This is a genomic window from Ornithinimicrobium sp., assembly GCF_051004135.1.
GTDB lineage: Bacteria > Actinomycetota > Actinomycetes > Actinomycetales > Dermatophilaceae > Ornithinicoccus.
In genome coordinates this window covers 1-17,331 of sequence record NZ_JBPCKQ010000162.1, presented here as the reverse complement: position 1 = coordinate 17,331, position 17,331 = coordinate 1, and the positions used below count along the sequence as shown (strand labels likewise).

Genomic DNA, 17,331 nt, shown 5'->3' with positions numbered 1-17,331 from the left:
AGCAGACAGTCGTACCATCGAGGTATCTCGACCCCCAGGAGTAACCATGTTCGAACGGTTCACCGACCGGGCCCGCAGGGTTGTTGTGCTCGCGCAGGAGGAAGCGCGGATGCTCAACCACAACTACATCGGCACCGAGCACATCCTGCTCGGACTGATCCACGAAGGCGAGGGCGTGGCGGCCAAGGCGCTGGAGTCCCTCGGCATCTCGCTGGACGCGGTGCGCGAGCAGGTGCAGGAGATCATCGGTCAGGGCCAGCAGTCGCCGACCGGGCACATCCCCTTCACTCCGCGCGCCAAGAAGGTGCTGGAGCTGTCGCTGCGTGAGGGCCTGCAGCTGGGGCACAACTACATCGGCACCGAGCACATCCTGCTCGGGCTGATCCGCGAGGGCGAGGGTGTCGCCGCCCAGGTGCTGGTCAAGCTCGGCGCCGACCTCAACAGGGTCCGGCAGACCGTCATTCAGCTCGTCTCGGGCTACCAGGGCAAAGAAGCGGCGTCGGCCGGAGTGGGTGCCGGCAGCCAGGAGGGCCAGCAGGCCGGGTCGCTGGTGCTGGACCAGTTCGGCCGCAACCTGACCCAGGCGGCCCGCGAGGGCAAGCTGGACCCCGTCATCGGTCGGCAGAAGGAGATCGAGCGGGTCATGCAGGTGCTGTCACGCCGCACCAAGAACAACCCGGTGCTGATCGGTGAGCCCGGTGTCGGCAAGACTGCCGTCGTCGAGGGTCTGGCCAGCGACATCATCCGCGGCGAGGTCCCCGAGACCCTCAAGGACAAGCAGCTCTACACGCTCGACCTCGGTGCGCTGGTCGCGGGCAGCCGCTACCGCGGGGACTTCGAGGAGCGGCTCAAGAAGGTGCTCAAGGAGATCCGCACCCGGGGCGACATCATCCTGTTCATCGACGAGATCCACACGCTCGTCGGGGCCGGCGCGGCCGAGGGTGCGATCGACGCGGCCGGCCTCCTCAAGCCGATGCTGGCGCGCGGTGAGCTGCAGACCATCGGCGCCACGACCCTCGATGAGTACCGCAAGCACATCGAGAAGGATGCCGCGCTCGAGCGCCGGTTCCAGCCGATCCAGGTCGCCGAGCCCACCCTGCCGCACGCGATCGAGATCCTCAAGGGGCTGCGGGACCGCTACGAGGCGCACCACCGGGTCTCCATCACCGACGGCGCGCTGGTCGCAGCGGCCACGATGGCCGACCGCTACGTCAACGACCGCTTCCTGCCGGACAAGGCGATCGACCTGATCGACGAGGCCGGGGCCCGGTTGCGGATCCGCCGGATGACCGCTCCGCCGGACCTGCGTGACTTCGACGAGAAGATCGCGCACGCCAAGCGCGAGAAGGAGTCGGCGATCGACGCGCAGGACTTCGAGAAGGCTGCCCGGTTGCGCGACGAGGAGCACAAGCTCACCCAGGCGCGCGTCGCCCGGGAGAAGGAGTGGAAGGCCGGCGACATGGACGTCGTCGCCGAGGTCGACGACGAGCTGATCGCCGAGGTCCTGGCCGCCTCTACCGGCATCCCCGTCGTGCAGATCAGCGAGGAGGAGTCCAGCCGGCTGCTGCACATGGAGGACGAGCTGCACAAGCGCATCGTCGGCATGGAGGACGCCATCAAGGCGATCTCCCAGGCGATCCGCCGCACCCGCGCGGGCCTGAAGGATCCGAAGCGCCCCGGAGGCTCATTCATCTTCGCCGGACCCACGGGCGTCGGCAAGACCGAGCTGGCCAAGGCCCTCGCGGAGTTCCTCTTCGGCGACGAGGACGCCCTGATCACCCTCGACATGTCGGAGTACTCCGAGAGGCACACCGTCTCGCGGATGTTCGGCTCGCCGCCCGGCTACGTCGGCTACGAAGAGGGCGGCCAGCTGACCGAGAAGGTGCGCCGCAAGCCGTTCTCCGTGGTGCTGTTCGACGAGATCGAGAAGGCGCACGCCGACATCTTCAACAGCCTGCTGCAAATCCTGGAGGACGGCCGACTGACCGACTCCCAAGGCCGGGCCGTCGACTTCAAGAACACCGTGATCATCATGACCACCAACCTCGGCACGCGGGACATCGCCAAGGGTGTCTCGCTGGGCTTCACGGCGGGCAACGACACCCGCAGCGGCTACGAGCGGATGAAGAACAAGGTCACCGACGAGCTCAAGCAGCACTTCCGGCCGGAGTTCCTCAACCGCGTGGACGACACCATCGTCTTCCCGCAGCTGACCCAGGAGGAGATCGTCCAGATCGTCGACCTGATGATCGCGCGACTGGACGAGCGCCTCAAGGACAAGGACATGGCGATCGAGCTGACCGGCACGGCCAAGGCGCTGCTGGCCAAGAAGGGCTATGACCCGGTCCTCGGGGCCCGTCCGCTGCGCCGTGCCATCCAGCGGGAGATCGAGGACTCGCTGTCCGAGAAGATCCTGTTCGGCGAGCTCGCGCCGGGTCAGATCGTGCTGGTCGACGCCACCGGGGAGTCCAAGGCCGACGAGTTCACCTTCGAGGGCACCACCAAGGAGGCCCTGCCCGACACGGTCCCGGTGGAGGAGGCCGCGTCGGAGTGAGCTGACCCATGGGCAGGCCGGTCGGCTGCACCGACGCGCCGCTGGTGATCGTGCTCGGTGGTCAGGCGGCGACCCGTCTCGAGGTCGAGCAGCTGCGCCCGGCTCGCTGTCGGCGACGTCCGTGAACGCCTGGACACTGCGCTGGCAGGAGCGTGAGCTGCGCTTCGGTGCCCAGATCCTGAGTCTCACCCCGATGGAGTCTGCCCTCCTGAGCGTGTTGGAGCAGGCGCACGGCGAGCTGGTCGGCTATGCCCGGCTCTCCGAGCAGGCGTGGGGCAATCTCCATCTGGGTGACGGCGCGCACGTGCACGCGACGCTCAAGCGGCTACGCCGCAAGCTTGCCGGGTGCGCAGCCCCCGTGCGGGTGGAGGCGGTCCGTGGGGTCGGACTGCGCCTGGTGTCGCGGACCTGACGCGCAGGCAATACGTTGCCCAAGTTGACCCCAACTTGTCCATCTTGGTCCCTGGTGCAACCTGCGGGCCTGCCCTAGCGTTCCTTGCACATCAGCAGCGGCACCCCACAACGACGACAGGGGCAGACCATGGGCGCACGGGTCAATCAGAATCGATGGGGGCCGCTGCCGCGATATGGTCGGTTCTGCTCGTGTTCGCTCTGGGCCTGGTGCCTCTGCAGGTGGCCGGGGCAGCGCCGGACGACGGTGCCGGCGACAAGGTGCGCCAGCCGGTGCAGCAGCAGCTGGAGGACAAGGGAAGGGCGGACTTCTGGGTCCGCTTCGCTGACCGGCCCGATCTGGACCGGTTCAGCGGGATGTCGGACTGGGGCGCCCGTGGCGACGCCGTATGGGAGGCGTTGCAGGAGACCTCGGTCACCAGCCAGGCGCAGGCCCGGGCGCGGCTCGACCAAGAGGGTGTGACCTATCAGGCGTTCAGCATCACCAACGCCATCCGGGTCAGCGGCGGCGACGCCGACCTGGTGGAGGGTCTGGCCGCCTCCCCTTCTGTAGAGGGGGTCTAGTGAGGGCGTGGTCGTCGGCAACATCGACAGCGGGGTCGAGTACCAGCACCCGGCGCTGGTGGAGCACTACCGTGGCAACAACGGCGACGGCTCCTTCAGCCACGACTACAACTGGTTCGACGCGAGTGGGTTCGACCTGGACGAGCCCGCGGACTTCGAAGGTCACGGCACCCATGTCATGGGCACGATGGTGGGGGACGACGGAGGCAGCAACGAGATCGGGGTGGCCCCCGGGGCGAGCTGGATCGCCACCAACGGCTGCTGCGTCAGCGATGCCAGCTTGATCTCCTCCGGAGAGTGGATGCTCGCGCCCACTGATCGCAGTGGCGAGGACCCGCAGCCGCAGCTGCGGCCACACGTCATCAACAACTCGTGGGGCACGGTCGAGCCTTCCAACGACCCGTTCATGGAGGACGTCTTCGAAGCATGGGCGGCGGCGGGCCAGTTCGGGGTCTTCGCCAACGGCAACAGTGGCCCGTCGTGCGAGAGCGGCGGCTCCCCGGGCAGCCGCGTCATCAACTACTCGGTGGGCAACTACACGATCGATCACGAGATCGCCCCCAGCTCCGGGCGTGGTGCCGGTCAGGACGGCGAGATCAAGCCCAACGTCTCGGCCCCCGGCACCGACGTGCGCTCCTCGGTGCCCGGCAACGGGTATGCCGAGTTCACCGGCACCTCGATGGCCGCGCCGCACGTAGCGGGCACCGTCGCCCTGCTCTGGTCCGCTGCGCCCGACCTGGTCGGCGACGTCGCGGCGACCAGGGACCTGCTCGACGCTTCGGCGCTGGACACCGAGGACCTGCAGTGCGGGGGCACCGCGCAGGACAACAACGTCTTCGGCGAAGGACGCCTGGACGCCTTGGCGCTGCTGGAGTCCGCGCCCATCGGCGACGTGGGCCGCATCCTGGGCACGGTGACCGACGCCGACACGGGGGGCCCCTGGCGGGGGCCGAGGTACGGATCGAGGGCCCCTCGACGCGGGCTGTGCGCACCGACTCCGACGGGGCCTACCAGGCAGTGCTCAGCGCGGGGGACTACACGGTCCGCGCCGACCTGTTCGGCTACCTGCCCGAGTCGGCTGAGGTGAGCCTGGGCGATGACGAGCGGGTGAGGGTCGACCTCGCGCTCGATCGCGCGCCGACCGCGACGGTCACCGGCACCGTGACCGACGGTGGCGGGCAGGGCTGGCCCCTCTACGCCGCGGTCGGGGTCCCCGGCACGCCGGTGCTGACCTACACCGATCCGGTGACCGGCCGCTACTCGGTCGAGCTGCCCCGGGACCGCGAGCTCACCCTGCAGGCCACCGCCCAGTACCCCGGTTACGACGTGGGAACCACCACATTGACCGTGCAGGGCGACTCCGAGGTCGACCTGGCGCTGCCCGTGCTGGCGCTGGATTGCACCGCGCCCGGCTACGTGCCGCGCACGGAAGGGGCCCTCGAGCCCTTCGACGCCCCTGCTGCCCCCGAGGGCTGGAGTGTCGAGGACAACGTCGGAAACGGGGAGACCTGGGTCTTCGACGACCCTGCCGGACGAGGCAACACCACCGGTGGGGAGGGTGGCTTCGCCATCGTGGACAGCGACTTCTACGGTCCCGGGACCGTGCAGGACACCAGCCTGGTGAGTCCGACCGTGGACCTGAGTGCACTGAGCGATCCGGCGCTGGAGTTCGACCAGTCCCTGTTGTGGACCGGCATCGAGACCGCGGACGTCGACCTCAGTCTCGACGGGGGCACCACGTGGGAGACCATCGCGACCTACGACATCGGGCACGAGGGGCCGGAGCACGTCGTGCTGCCCCTGCCGGAGGCCGGCCGGAGGTAAGCGTGCGGTTCCACTACTACGACGCCGACTTCGCCTTCTTCTGGGAGGTGGACAACGTGCTGATCGGACAGTCGTTCTGTGACCCGGTCGGCGGTGGTCTGCTCGTGGGCACCGTCGGGCGGACCCTCGACGACGCCGGCGTGGTGGGTGCCCGGGTGAGCAACGTGTCGGCGCCGCAGGAGCGAGGCACCAGTGTGGCCACCTCGGCGGACCCGGCGCTGCCGGACGGCTTCTACTGGCTGTTCTCCCGAGCCGAAGGGGCCTCGACCTTCGAGGCGACCGCCCGCAACTACTCACCCCAGACCCGACAGGTCACCGTGCGTCCCGATGCCGTGACGCGGGCGGACTTCGAGCTCGCCTCCGGTGCCCTGATGGTGGAGCCGACTGAGCTGGATACCGAGCTCGTGCTGGGTGAGCAGGACTTCGCCGAGCTGAGCGTCACCAACACCGGGGATGCCGAGGTGTCCCTCGAGATCACCGAGGCCGGAGGGGGCTTCACCCTGGCCGACGGGTCGATGTCCATGACGTCGCTGCAGGACCTGACCTCCGCTGCCGGTGCGGAGCCTGTCTCCGTCCCCGTCGACGCCAGCTACGCCGCCCTGGGTGCGGCTGCCCAGGCTCCGACCGAGTCCGAGTCGCGGCTGCTCGGCATCGGCACCCAGGAGGAGCCGTGGGTCGACCTGCCCGAGCTGCCCGAGGCCACGTTGGACTCCGGACTGGTCTCGCTCGACGGGCGCTGGTACTCCGTCGGGGGCAACCGCGAGCTCGGCGCGACCGATGCGGTCTGGGTCTATGACCCCGCAGCGATGGAGTGGATCGCTGCGGCCCCGCTGCCCGAGGCCGTCGCGGCTCCGGCCGTCGCGGTCGTCCAGGACACCATCGTGGCGGTCGGTGGGTGGACCGACACCGACGTCACCGCTGCCACCTGGATCTATGACCCCGCCGAGGACAGCTGGACCGCCGGCGCGGACGCCCCGGTCGCCGCCTCCGCCCAGGCTCATGCCGTGCACGACGGTCAGGTCTACGTCGTGGGCGGCTGCAGCACCAACGACTGCGTGCCCATGCTCAGCACCGTGACCGCCTACGACCTCGGGACCGACTCGTGGATCGAGCTCGGTGACTATCCGGAGCAGGCCGCCTTCGGCGCATGCTCCAGTCTGAGCGGATCGCTCTACTGCGCCGGGGGCGTCAACAGCTCGAGCGAGCTGTCTGCCACCTACGCGATGGACGACGACGGCATGGGCTGGACCGAGGTTTCCCCGGCGCCGGCGACCGTATGGGGAGCCGCCTCGGCGGGTGCCGACGACCTGCTGATCCTCAACGGAGGCATCCAGGACGGCGACCTGAGCAACGCCACATGGGCCTACGACGCCGCGACCGATGAGTGGCTCGCCCTGCCCGCCTCCCGGACCACGGCATACCGGGGAGCTGGTGCTTGCGGCTTCGTGCGGGTCGGTGGCCTGGATGCCAACTTCGAGATCACCGATGCCGCCGAGCTGCTCCCCGGCCTGGACGCCTGCAACACCGGCGGTGGCATGGACGTGCCCTGGTTGTCCGCCGAGCCCACCACCGCGGGCCTGGCTCCGGGAGAGTCCGTCTCGGTGGGCGTCACCACCGACGGCGCCGTGCCGCAGCCGGGTGTCTACACCGCTGCCCTGCGCATCGCCGCGGACGTGCCCGAGGGTGCCGTGCGGGTGCCGGTCACGATGACCGCGCTTCCGCCCGCGGCATGGGGCAAGCTGCTGGGGTCCGTGCTGGGTGCGGACTGCGAGGGCGAGCAGCAGCCACTGGCTGATGCCGGAGTGCTGGTCGACCCCACCTCCGTGCCGGACTTCCCGGGCTGGTATCTGCGGACCGACACCACGGGTGACTTCGCGACCTGGTTCGACAGCCGGGTCGGGTCGGTGGATGTCACGGCCACCAAGGACGGCTACCGCCCCGGGCGGCAGGACGGCGTGCAGGTGCCGCGTGGAGGCGCGGTCCGCACCGACTTCTCGCTGTTGCTGGGGTCGTGCGCGCTCGATCCCGGTCCGATCGTCACCGCCGTCGAGCGACTGGCCGGCGCGGACCGCTACCTGACCGCGGTCGAGGTGTCGAGCCAGTTCGACGCCGGTGTGCCCGCGGTCTACCTGGCCACCGGCGCGCAGTTCCCCGATGCCCTGGGCGCCGCGGCGCGTGCGGGCTCGTTGGATGTGCCGCTGCTGCTCACCCGGGGAGACCGGCTGCCCGCACAGGTCCGGGACGAGATCCGCAGGCTCGCGCCTGAGCACGTCTACGTCCTGGGTGGATCGCGCGCGGTCGCAGACGACACGTTGGACCAGGTCCAGGACGCCGTCCCGCAGGCCCGTGTGCGGAGGGTCGGCGGCAAGGACCGCTACGAGACGGCCTCCCTGGTGGCCGGTCAGTTCGCGGCTGCCGACACCGTGTTCGTGGCCACCGGCGAGAACTATCCGGACGCGCTGGCAGGCGCTGCCGCGGCGGGGGCGCCCGAGCGGATCGTGGTCCTCGGCGGCGAGGCCGCCCTGAGCGAGCAGGTGCAGCAGGACCTGGCGGCCTACGCAACGTTGGAGCAGATCGCCGGCGCCGATCGCTACGAGACGGCGGTGCTGCTGGCCGCGGACACCGAGACCGCTGCGCAGGTCCTCCTGGCCTCCGGAGAGAACTGGCCGGACGGCCTCACCGGTGCGGCCCTCGCCGGGCATCTGTCCGGGCCACTGTCTTCACCCGGACCCAGACGGTCCCGCCGGTGACGTTCGAGGCACTGGAGCGCTGGGACCCCGCCACGATCTGGGTGCTCGGCGGGGAGCGGGCGGTCGCGCCCGACGTGATGGAGCAGCTCGCCCGGCTCAGGTAGCCGGTGGCGTGGCCGGCGGACCTACTCGGGCAGCCGGTAGCGGCCCCTGGCCAGCGGCTGCACGAGACCGTCGGCAACCAGGCCGTCGAGGCAGCGGGCGCGCTGTCGGTCATCGGGCCAGGCCAGGCTCAGCTCCTGGGCGCAGCGGGGGTCCGGGGAGTCCCGCAGGCACTGCAGCAGCCGACCCCGGCACTGCCGGTCGCTGCCGGCCCAGGCCTGTGTGCGGTGCGGCGCCCCCTGGTATGCCGGGTGCCCGGCCAGGCGCCAGGCGCACTGGGCGGCGATCGGGCAGTGGCCGCAGCTCGGGGAGCGGGCCCCACAGACCAGCGCGCCGAGCTCCATGACCGCGACGTTCCACCGGGCCGCGTCCTGCTCCCCGACCGGCAGCGACCGGGCGGCCAGCTCGACCTCGCCGCGGCGCAGGCTGGGCGCCGGCAACGCCTCGCCGCCGAGGGCCCGGGCGAGCACGCGCCGCACGTTGGTGTCGACGACCGCGGTGCGCTCGCCGAAGGCGAAGGCCGCGACCGCAGCGGCGGTGTAGTCGCCCACGCCGGGGAGCTCGCGCAGCGCGGACACGGAGCAGGGGACCGCACCGGCATGCTCGGAGGTGATGACCGTCGCGGCGGCGTGCAGCCGCAGCGCTCGGCGCGGGTAGCCCAGCCGGCCCCACGCGCGCACGGCGGCACCGACCGGGGCGCCCGCCAGGTCGTCGGGCGTGGCCCAGCGCTGCATCCAGTCGGCCCAGACCGGCAGGACCCGCGCGACCGGAGTCTGCTGCAGCATGACCTCGGAGACCAGCACCCCCCAGGCCGAGCAGTCCGGGTTGCGCCAGGGCAGGTCCCGCGCGTGCTCGGCATACCAGTCCAGCACCGGCTGGTGCAGCCGGTGGGCGGGGGCGCTCACACGTAGCGTTCGAGAATGCTGGTCTCGGCCAGCCGCGACAGCCCCTCCCGCACGGCGCGGGCTCGGGTCTCTCCGACTCCCTCGACCAGCATCAGGTCCTCGACCCCGGCCGACAGCAGGGCCTGCAGGGTGCCGAAATGGTCGATGAGGCGCTCGGTGATCGCGCCCGGCAGACGTGGGACGCGACCCAGCAGGCGGTGCCCGCGGGGGAAGAGGGAGGAGTCCAGCGCGTCACCGGAGGTCACGAAGCCCATGCACCGGGCGACCTGGCCCAGGTCGAGCAGGTGCGTCGCGGTCAGCCCGGCGAGACAGTCCAGCACCTCCTGCGTGGTATGCGCGGTGGCGGTCTGGTGCAGGTAGTCGCGGATGACCCACTCGCGGTCGTGGTCGACCCCCCCGGTGAGCTCGCTCAGCTGAAGGGTGATCAGCCGCCCGTCGGCGCCGAGCTCGACGGCGTACTGCTCGATCTCGTCGCTGATCCGGCCCACCATCTCCAACCGCTGCAGCACCGCGGCCACGTCGCGGACGGTGACCAGGTCCTCGATCTCCAGCGCGGACAGCGATCCGGCGACCTCGTCGAGCCGGGACCGGTAGCGCTCGAGCGTCTGCAGGGCCTGGTTGGCTCGGGCCAGGATCTGGCCGGAGTCCTCCAGCACGTAGCGCAGCCCACCGACGTAGACCGCCACGATGGCCATCGACTGGCTCACCGAGACCACCGGATGGGCCGTCTGCTTGGCCACCCGCTCAGCCGTCCGGTGTCGGGTGCCGCTCTCCCGGGTCTCGATGCTGGGATCGGGCACGAGCTGGGTGGCGGCCCGAACGATCCTGGTGGCGTCCCGGTCGAGCACGACGGCACCGTCCATCTTGGCCAGCTCGCGCAGCCCGGTCGCCGAGAACTCCACGTCGAGCTCGAAGCCGCCGCTGCTGATCTGCTCGACCTGGCGGTCGCTGCCCAGCACGATCAGGGCACCGGTGCGCCCGCGCAGGATGCGCTCGAGGCCGTCTCGCAGCTCTGTGCCGGGGGCCAGGACGGCCAGGACGGAGCGGAGCACGTCCTCGTCCCTGCGGGCCACGCGCTCACCCCTTCAGCCTGTCTGCACGGTCAGCGTCGCCTTCGGTCGGCGCTCGCTGGTGCGGAGTCTAGCCACTCGACGACGCCTGGCCCCGCTCAGCGCGGTGCCGCAGTGAGCGCGCAGGACACGGCCTCGGCGAGGGAGCCCGCCTCGACCACCCTGATGCCGCGGGGGGCGGCTCCCTCGGCCAGCGACCCGGTCGGCACGATCGCCCGGTGGAAGCCGAGGCGCGCGGCCTCGGCGAGGCGTCGTGGGGCACCGGTCGCGGGGCGCAGGTCGCCGGCCAGCCCGACCTCACCGAAGGCGATGCTGCCTTGGGCCAGCGCGACGTCGAGGCGGGCTCCGGCGACGGCGAGCGCGAGCGCCAGGTCCACGGCGGGCTCGCCGAGGCGGACCCCCCCCACGGTCGAGGCGTAGCAGTCCGCACCCAGCACGTCGAGCCCGGACCGCCGGGTCAGCACTGCCAGGATCATCGCCAGCCGGGCGGAGTCCACTCCGCTGGTCGTGCGCCGGGGGCTGCCGCCGGGTGCGCCGCTGACCAGGGCCTGGACCTCGGCCACCAGGGGCCGGCGACCTTCCAGGGTGACCGTGACACAGGTGCCGGGCACCGCCCGGTCGCGACTGGTCAAGAAGAGCCGGCTGGGGTCGGCCAAGCCCACGATGCCGCTGTCGCCCAGGTCGAAGCAGCCGACCTCGTCGGTGGCGCCGAACCGGTTCTTGATGGCGCGCACCAGTCTCAGCCGGGAGTGCCGCTCGCCCTCGAACTGCAGGACCACGTCGACCAGGTGCTCCAGCGTGCGTGGTCCCGCGATGGAGCCGTCCTTGGTGACGTGACCCACGAGCACGGTCGCGACACCCCGTGTCTTGGCGAGCTGGATCAGCGCCGTGGCCACCGCTCGCACCTGCGCGACATTGCCCGGCGCTCCCTCGACGTCCGAGCTCGCGATCGTCTGCACCGAGTCGACGACCAGCAGGTCTGGGCCCACAGCCTCGACCTGACCGAGCACGGTGGCCAGGTCGGTCTCGGCGGCCAGGAGGAGCCGGGGCGCCAGCGCGCCGATGCGCTCGGCGCGCAGGCGCACCTGAGCCGCCGACTCCTCCGCCGACACGTAGAGCACCGTGCGGCCCTCCCGCGCCGCCCGGGCCGCGACGTCCAGGCTCAGGGTGGACTTGCCGATACCGGGCTCACCGGCCATCAGCACGACCGAGCCCGGCACCAGCCCGCCGCCGAGGACCCGGTCGAGCTCACCGACGCCGGTGCTGCTGACTGCGGCGCGGGCCGGGTCGATCTGGGCAATCGGCACCGCAGGCGTGGTGGGGGCGGTGGCTCGCACGGTCCGCTGCGGCGCGCCCACGACCTCCTCTACAGTGCCCCAGGCGTGGCACTCGCCACACCGGCCCACCCACTTCAGGCTGGTCCAACCGCACTCGAGGCAGCGGTATGCCGATCGGGCGGCAGTCGTCTTCGTGGCCATGGTCCGCATGTTAGGTGTCGCCGCCGACATCCCCGTCGGCAGTGCGTAGGGCCGGTCCGGGATAACCTTGCAAACATGTGCCCGACCCGTACCGCTGTGGGCACCCGCGACCGGCATGAGGTCGGCGCCCGGCCGGACAGGACAACGGTTCGCTCGCGAGCCGGTGCGGCCCATGCCTGAGCACGACCCCGGCATCCCCGTGCACCTGTCGACATCCTCGGTCTATCCCCAGGACGCCGCCTACGCGTTCGACCTGGCCGAGCGGCTGGGTTACGACGGTGTCGAGGTCATGGTGTGGACCGACCCGGTCACCCAGGAGGCCGGGGCGCTGCGTGCCCTGTCCCGGCTGCACGGTCTGCCGGTCGGTGCGGTGCACGCCCCGACCCTGTTGCTGTCACAGCGCCTGTGGGGGTGGGAGCCCTGGGGCAAGATCGACCGTTCGATCCAGCTCGCGGCCGACGTCGACGCAGGCTGCGTCGTGGTGCACCCCCCGTTTCGCTGGCAGCGTGACTACGCTCGCGGCTTCGTCGAGGGGGTCGCGATGCGCGAGCGGCTCACCGGCATGCCGATCGCGGTCGAGAACATGTTCCCGTGGCGGGCCGGCACCTCCGAGCTGCAGGCCTACCTGCCCGACCACGATCCGACCGACGAGGACTACGCCCACATCACCCTGGACATCTCGCATGCCGCCACGTCCGGCTCGGACGCGGCGCAGATGGCTCGCGACCTGGGCGAGCGGCTGACCCACCTGCACCTCGGTGACAGCCTGGGGAGCTTCAAGGACGAGCACCTCGTGCCCGGCCGCGGCTCCCAGCCGTGCGCCCAGGTGCTGCAACACCTGGCCAGCAGCCGGTTCCCCGGTGTCGTGACTGTAGAGGTGAGCACGCGCAAGAAGGACACCCAGCAGCGCGAGCAGGACCTGGCGGAGGCGCTGGCCTACGCACGCGCGCACCTGGTGGCGCCGGCCCCTTCGGGATGAGCACCCGGCGGGCGCCGGCCCGACCCCCTCGTGGCCGGCGCCCGGCCGGCGTCGACACCCGCGCGGACATCGTGGCCGCCGCCCGCACCGCCTTCGCCGAGGCCGGCTACCAGGCGACCTCGATGCGCCACATCGCCCGCCGGGCGGGGGTCGATCCGTCCCTGGTGCACCACTACTTCGACGGCAAGGCGGCCCTCTTCGCCGAGATTGTGCAGATCCGCGTCGACCCCGCTGTCGTCGTCCAGGCAATCGTGGACGGCGACCCGGACCGCGTGGGGGAGCGCGCCGTCCGCAGCTTCTTCGAGGTATGGGACTCTGCGGAGCAGCGCCCGCTGTTCGCGGCACTGCTGCGCTCGGCCCTGGCGGACGAGCACGCTGCACGCACTCTGCGTGAGTTCCTGGCCGAGGAGGTCTTCGGTCGGATCGTGCTGCAGATGCGTCCAGCAGGGGCGTCTGCGCCCACGCAGCTGAGCGCGGCGGAGGCCCAGCGCGCGGGGTTGGCGGCAGCCCAGATGAGTGGCATGGCGCTGATGCGCTACATCATCGCGCTTCCCGCCCTGGCCGACGCCCCCGCCGAGGAGCTGATCCCGCCACTGGCTCACACGATGCAACGGTATCTGGTCAGCGAAGGGGACGAGGAGTATATTTCATCAGATGATGAATGATGCCGCTGTCGTCGCCGCCGATCTGGTGGTGCAGCGGGGCGGCCGCACGGTGCTGGACGGTATCGACCTGCGGGTTCCCGCGGGTCAGGTGGTCGGTCTGCTGGGTCCTAGCGGTGGTGGCAAGAGCACCCTGATGCGCGCCGTGGTGGGAGTGCAGATGATCCGCAGCGGCACGATCACGGTGCTCGGCGCCCCCGCAGGCTCCGCCAGGCTGCGCGACCGGGTCGGTTAGGTGACCCAGGCCCCCAGCGTCTACGGCGACCTGAGCGTGCGGGCCAACCTGGACTACGTCGCCGCCATCCTCGGCGCCGGGCGACGGGCCGTCACCGAGGTGCTGCACCAGGTGGGTCTGCGCGACCAGGCGGGGCAGCGGGTCGACCGACTCTTCGGCGGCCAGCGCTCCCGGGTGTCGCTGGCCGCTGCTCTCCTGGGCGACCCGGCGCTGCTGGTGCTCGACGAGCCGACGGTCGGCCTGGATCCGGTGTTGCGACGTGATCTGTGGGACCTCTTCGGGGATCTCGCGGTGCGGGGGACCACCTTGCTGGTGAGCAGCCACGTCATGGACGAGGCCGTGCGGTGTGACCGGCTGGTGCTGCTGCGCGAGGGGATCGTGCTGGCCGATGACACCCTGGTCGGGCTGCTGCAGCGCACCGGTGCGCCCGACGTCGAGCACGCCTTCCTGAGCCTGGTCGAGCATCCGAGCCCGGCATGAGCCCTCGGCTCACGCTGCTGACGGCGGGCAGAGTCCTGCGCCAGCTGCGTGCGGACCACCGCACGATGGCACTCATGCTGGTCGTGCCGTGCCTGCTGATCGGGCTGCTCGCCTGGGTGCTCGACGGGTCGCCGCTGTTTGACCGGTTCGTCGCCTCACTGCTCGGGGTCTTCCCCTTCGTCGTGATGTTCATCGTGACCAGCATCGCCACGCTGCGCGGGCGCACCTCGGGCACCCTGGAGCGGCTGCTGACCACGCCCCTGGGCAAGGCCGACTTCCTGGTGGGGTATGCCGTCGCCTTCGGTGTCGTCGCGGTGGTGCAGGCGGTGATCGCCACCGCGTTCTCCATCTGGGTGGCCGGTCTCGACGTCGCCGGATCGGTGGTGGTGCTCGTGGTGGTCGCGGCGGTCAACGCGGTAGTGGGGACCTTCTTGGGGTTGTTGGCCTCGGCCTTCGCCCGCACCGAGTTCCAGGCGGTCCAGTTCATGCCGGCCTTCGTGCTGCCGCAGTTCCTGCTCTGCGGGCTGATCGTGCGGCGCGACTCGATGCCACAGGTGCTGCAGTGGGTCTCCGACCTGCTGCCGCTGTCGTATGCGGTGGACGGGATGCAGGAAGTGGCCGCGAGCACCGGGCTGCGCGATGTCGGGGTTGATGTAGTCATCCTGATCGCCTTCTCCTGAGGGGGCGTTGCTGCTGGGTGCGCTGACCCTGCGACGACGCACCGACTGAGCGGTCCGTGGCAGACCCGGGTGACGGCCGGGTTGCGGAGGCCGTAGCCTGACGTGCATGGATCTCGACGTGATCGACCCCGCCAGCTGGTTGCGCCGAGGCCTGCTCGGGGTGAGCCGCAACGACAGTCTGCGCAGCGTGATCGAGAGCGCGCCGGTGAGCCGCGACGTCGTCTCGCGGTTCGTCGCCGGTGCCGGCAACGACCAGGCGGTCGAGGTCGCCTCCTCGCTGCACTCCACCGGTCGGCTGGTGACCCTGGACTACCTGGGGGAGGACACGGCTGACCCGCAGATGGCGCAGGACACCAAGCGCGTCTACCTGGACCTGATCGGGGCCCTGGCCGACCGGGGTCTGACCAGCGGGGGGAAGGTCGAGGTCAGTCTCAAGCTGAGCGCGCTCGGGCAGGCTCTCGAGCAGGACGGGGAGCAGATCGCGTTGGACAACGCCCGCGAGATCTGTCGCGCCGCCGCCAACGCCGACACCACCGTCACGCTGGACATGGAGGACTACAGCACGACTGACCTCACCCTGAGCGCCCAGCGGGAGCTGCGTCAGGACTGGCCGTGGGTGGGCGCGGTGCTGCAGAGCTACCTCTACCGGACCGAGCAGGACTGTCGCGACCTGGCATACGAAGGCAGCCGGGTGCGGTTGTGCAAGGGCGCCTACAAGCAGCCTGAGTCCGTCGCCTACCAGGACAAGTCCGAGGTCGACAAGTCCTACGTGCGGTGCCTGAAGATCCTGATGCAGGGTCAGGGCTACCCGATGGTTGCCACGCACGACCCGCGAATGATCGAGATCGCCGGTGTGCTGGCCGACCGTGGGCAGCGTGCCGCCGACAGCTTCGAGTACCAGATGCTGCTCGGCATCCGGCCGGATGAGCAGCAGCGGCTCGCCGACACCGGCGCCCGGGTGCGGGTCTACACCCCCTACGGCGAGGAGTGGTACGGCTACCTCGTGCGGCGGATGGCCGAGCGCCCGGCCAACCTGGCCTTCTTCGTGCGTGCCGTCGCCACGACCGGGTGAGCCCAGCATCATGACGATCGCCATCCTCGGGGCCGGGGTGATGGGCTCCACCCTGGTTTCCGCCCTGTTGCGGGCCGGTCGGGACCCCGCCGACATTGTGGTCAGCGACAAGGTCACCGCGCGCACAGAGCAGGTCGCCGCGCAGCACGGCGTGCGAGGTCTGAGCGCGGCCGAGGCCATCGACGGTGCGGACATCGTTGTGCTGGCCGTCAAGCCGCAGGACATGGCCGCCCTGCTGGAGGACTTCGGTGGGCTCGTGGGTCGGGATGCCCTGGTGCTGTCCATCGCCGCCGGGATCAGCACCGACTTCCTCGAGCGCCGCCTCGGGGATGGCGTGTCGGTGGTCCGCGCGATGCCCAACACCGCTGCGCTGGTCGACCAGGCAATGTCCGCGCTGGCCCGGGGGAGGCACTGCACTGACGAGCACCTGCGGGAGGCGGAGCGGCTGCTGGGGGCGGTCGGCGCGGTAATCACCCTGGACGAGCAGCACATGGATGCGGTGACCGCGATCAGCGGCAGTGGCCCGGCCTACATCTTCTTCGTGGTCGAGGCGATGATCGAGGCGGGTGTGCTGCTGGGCCTGCCGCGGGCCACGGCCTCGGAGCTGACCGTCCAGACGCTCTACGGCGCGGCGACGATGATGCGGGAGACGGGACAGCACCCGACCGTGCTGCGCGAGCAGGTCTCCAGCCCGGGAGGCACGAGCGTGGCGGCCCTGCGGAAGCTGGAGGACCACAAGGTCCGGGCCGCGTTCCTGACGGCGATGGAAGCCGCAGCGCGCCGCTCGGCCGAGCTGTCCGCTTCGGACTGAGCCCCCAACCCGCGGGCTTTAGCCTCGGATTTTCGTGCGACCTGACGACAGGAGGTCATCGTGTGTAGCTGATCTGTTGTCATGCTCGTCGTCGCCTGCCGGTGTGAGTCCGGTCCGGGTAGCTGCCAGGAGGCCCGGTAGCAGGCTGGCGGCGTCGGAGGGAAACCTGCGGCGTCGAAGCCCAGCGTCGAAAGCCCTTGCGGGGGAGCGACTGAGCGGTCCGTAGCATCAAGCGAAGCCTGCGGCGTCGTTATAGGTCACCCCGGTTGGGGTGGTGCAGGGAGTGCCGAGCCCCCGAAATCAGGGTGAAGGCCATGGAAGCGGTGAAGAGCCTGGAGGCGCAGCCGTGAAGGACTCCTCGGCGTATGGGGCGCGGAACGTTCAGAAGGTGGCGGCGGGAGCTGGTGAGGCCCTCCCCGGCCCGGCGACCTGCGATGAGTTGTCGTCGGAAGCGACGCGCCCTATAACCGGTGATCCCGGGAAGTGGGTGGCGTGCCGGGTGGGCGTCGGAGGCGGTCGTAGTACTGGTTGAGCCGAGCGGACAACACAACCGCCGGTGAGGGAAGGGCCGCTGCTTCGTCGGTGCGTAGCGTCTGTGAAGGAGTGGCTCGGTGAGTGCCGTTTTGGCTAGATTGCTTGGGTCGTGTCTGTCGTTAAGGATGAGTCAAGTTTGGGTCTGCTTCACGCGGCCAGTCCGGCTCGGGTGAGAAGGTCGTCGATCGCCGTGTCGTAGGCCCTGCTGGCTGCACGGATG

The 17,331-nt window shown here is 70.7% G+C and carries 14 protein-coding genes and 1 pseudogene; 12 read left to right on the top strand and 3 right to left on the bottom strand.

The features are described from left to right. The first annotated feature begins 46 nt into the window (after nucleotides 1-46). The 6 genes from ACR2FV_RS11035 to ACR2FV_RS11010 all read left to right on the top strand — a co-directional run bounded on the left by ACR2FV_RS11035 (nucleotide 47) and on the right by ACR2FV_RS11010 (nucleotide 8,103). A complete protein-coding gene (locus tag ACR2FV_RS11035) occupies nucleotides 47-2,554 on the top strand; it encodes an ATP-dependent Clp protease ATP-binding subunit (protein ID WP_434015744.1) in 2,508 nt (835 codons plus the stop codon). A 121-nt stretch (nucleotides 2,555-2,675) separates the two neighbouring features. Then, entirely contained in the window at nucleotides 2,676-2,966 is a 291-nt protein-coding gene (locus ACR2FV_RS11030) for a winged helix-turn-helix domain-containing protein (protein ID WP_434015743.1), read from the top strand. A 155-nt stretch (nucleotides 2,967-3,121) separates the two neighbouring features. After that, on the top strand, nucleotides 3,122-3,529 hold the full coding sequence (locus ACR2FV_RS11025; protein WP_434015742.1) for a hypothetical protein: 408 nt from the start codon (nucleotides 3,122-3,124) through the stop codon (nucleotides 3,527-3,529). Nucleotides 3,530-3,536: 7 nt separating this feature from the next. Next, entirely contained in the window at nucleotides 3,537-4,616 is a 1,080-nt protein-coding gene (locus ACR2FV_RS11020; RefSeq protein WP_434015741.1) for a S8 family serine peptidase, read from the top strand. Then, on the top strand, nucleotides 4,514-5,353 hold the full coding sequence (locus tag ACR2FV_RS11015; RefSeq protein WP_434015740.1) for a hypothetical protein: 840 nt from the start codon (nucleotides 4,514-4,516) through the stop codon (nucleotides 5,351-5,353). The genes ACR2FV_RS11020 and ACR2FV_RS11015 overlap by 103 nt, the downstream gene beginning before the upstream one ends. Before the next feature lie 2 nt (nucleotides 5,354-5,355). After that, on the top strand, nucleotides 5,356-8,103 hold the full coding sequence (locus ACR2FV_RS11010) for a cell wall-binding repeat-containing protein (RefSeq protein ID WP_434015739.1): 2,748 nt from the start codon (nucleotides 5,356-5,358) through the stop codon (nucleotides 8,101-8,103). A gap of 125 nt (nucleotides 8,104-8,228) precedes the next feature. Here the strand turns inward: ACR2FV_RS11010 and ACR2FV_RS11005 are convergent, their stop codons facing one another. The 3 genes from ACR2FV_RS11005 to radA form a co-directional block, all read right to left on the bottom strand. After that, nucleotides 8,229-9,110 (bottom strand): A/G-specific adenine glycosylase, encoded by an 882-nt coding sequence (locus ACR2FV_RS11005; RefSeq protein ID WP_434015738.1) that lies wholly within the window; start codon nucleotides 9,108-9,110, stop codon nucleotides 8,229-8,231. Next, nucleotides 9,107-10,183 (bottom strand): DNA integrity scanning diadenylate cyclase DisA, encoded by a 1,077-nt coding sequence (gene disA / locus ACR2FV_RS11000; protein ID WP_434015737.1) that lies wholly within the window; start codon nucleotides 10,181-10,183, stop codon nucleotides 9,107-9,109. Before disA ends, ACR2FV_RS11005 begins: the two co-directional genes overlap by 4 nt. A 95-nt stretch (nucleotides 10,184-10,278) precedes the next feature. After that, entirely contained in the window at nucleotides 10,279-11,658 is a 1,380-nt protein-coding gene (gene radA, locus ACR2FV_RS10995; protein WP_434015736.1) for a DNA repair protein RadA, read from the bottom strand. Nucleotides 11,659-11,830: 172 nt separating this feature from the next. Here radA and ACR2FV_RS10990 point away from each other — a divergent pair, with 172 nt between their 5' ends. From ACR2FV_RS10990 to proC, 6 genes and pseudogenes are all read left to right on the top strand, one after another. After that, nucleotides 11,831-12,637 carry a sugar phosphate isomerase/epimerase family protein gene (locus ACR2FV_RS10990; protein WP_434015735.1) on the top strand — a complete coding sequence of 269 codons (807 nt, stop codon included), beginning with the start codon at nucleotides 11,831-11,833 and terminating at the stop codon, nucleotides 12,635-12,637. Further along, nucleotides 12,634-13,302 carry a TetR/AcrR family transcriptional regulator gene (locus ACR2FV_RS10985; RefSeq protein ID WP_434015734.1) on the top strand — a complete coding sequence of 223 codons (669 nt, stop codon included), beginning with the start codon at nucleotides 12,634-12,636 and terminating at the stop codon, nucleotides 13,300-13,302. Before ACR2FV_RS10990 ends, ACR2FV_RS10985 begins: the two co-directional genes overlap by 4 nt. Further along, nucleotides 13,295-14,156 (top strand): annotated as a pseudogene (locus ACR2FV_RS10980) (ABC transporter ATP-binding protein). The gene ACR2FV_RS10985 and the pseudogene ACR2FV_RS10980 overlap by 8 nt, the downstream one beginning before the upstream one ends. Next, nucleotides 14,050-14,694 (top strand): ABC transporter permease, encoded by a 645-nt coding sequence (locus ACR2FV_RS10975; protein ID WP_434015760.1) that lies wholly within the window; start codon nucleotides 14,050-14,052, stop codon nucleotides 14,692-14,694. The pseudogene ACR2FV_RS10980 and the gene ACR2FV_RS10975 overlap by 107 nt, the downstream one beginning before the upstream one ends. A gap of 106 nt (nucleotides 14,695-14,800) precedes the next feature. Beyond that, nucleotides 14,801-15,766: a proline dehydrogenase family protein gene (locus ACR2FV_RS10970; protein ID WP_434015733.1), complete on the top strand. Its 966-nt coding sequence runs from the start codon at nucleotides 14,801-14,803 to the stop codon at nucleotides 15,764-15,766. A 10-nt stretch (nucleotides 15,767-15,776) separates the two neighbouring features. After that, nucleotides 15,777-16,577 (top strand): pyrroline-5-carboxylate reductase, encoded by an 801-nt coding sequence (gene proC, locus ACR2FV_RS10965; protein ID WP_434015732.1) that lies wholly within the window; start codon nucleotides 15,777-15,779, stop codon nucleotides 16,575-16,577. Nucleotides 16,578-17,331: the final 754 nt, after the last annotated feature.

What these genes read in the sequence shown, in the direction of transcription:
- ACR2FV_RS10990 (WP_434015735.1), top strand. Translation starts at nt 11,831, where the DNA reads ATGCCTGAGCACGACCCCGGCATCCCCGTGCACCTGTCGACATCCTCG.
- radA (WP_434015736.1), bottom strand. Translation starts at nt 11,658, where the DNA reads ATGGCCACGAAGACGACTGCCGCCCGATCGGCATACCGCTGCCTCGAG.
- ACR2FV_RS11035 (WP_434015744.1), top strand. Translation starts at nt 47, where the DNA reads ATGTTCGAACGGTTCACCGACCGGGCCCGCAGGGTTGTTGTGCTCGCG.
- ACR2FV_RS10985 (WP_434015734.1), top strand. Translation starts at nt 12,634, where the DNA reads ATGAGCACCCGGCGGGCGCCGGCCCGACCCCCTCGTGGCCGGCGCCCG.
- proC (WP_434015732.1), top strand. Translation starts at nt 15,777, where the DNA reads ATGACGATCGCCATCCTCGGGGCCGGGGTGATGGGCTCCACCCTGGTT.
- ACR2FV_RS10970 (WP_434015733.1), top strand. Translation starts at nt 14,801, where the DNA reads ATGGATCTCGACGTGATCGACCCCGCCAGCTGGTTGCGCCGAGGCCTG.
- ACR2FV_RS11025 (WP_434015742.1), top strand. Translation starts at nt 3,122, where the DNA reads ATGGGGGCCGCTGCCGCGATATGGTCGGTTCTGCTCGTGTTCGCTCTG.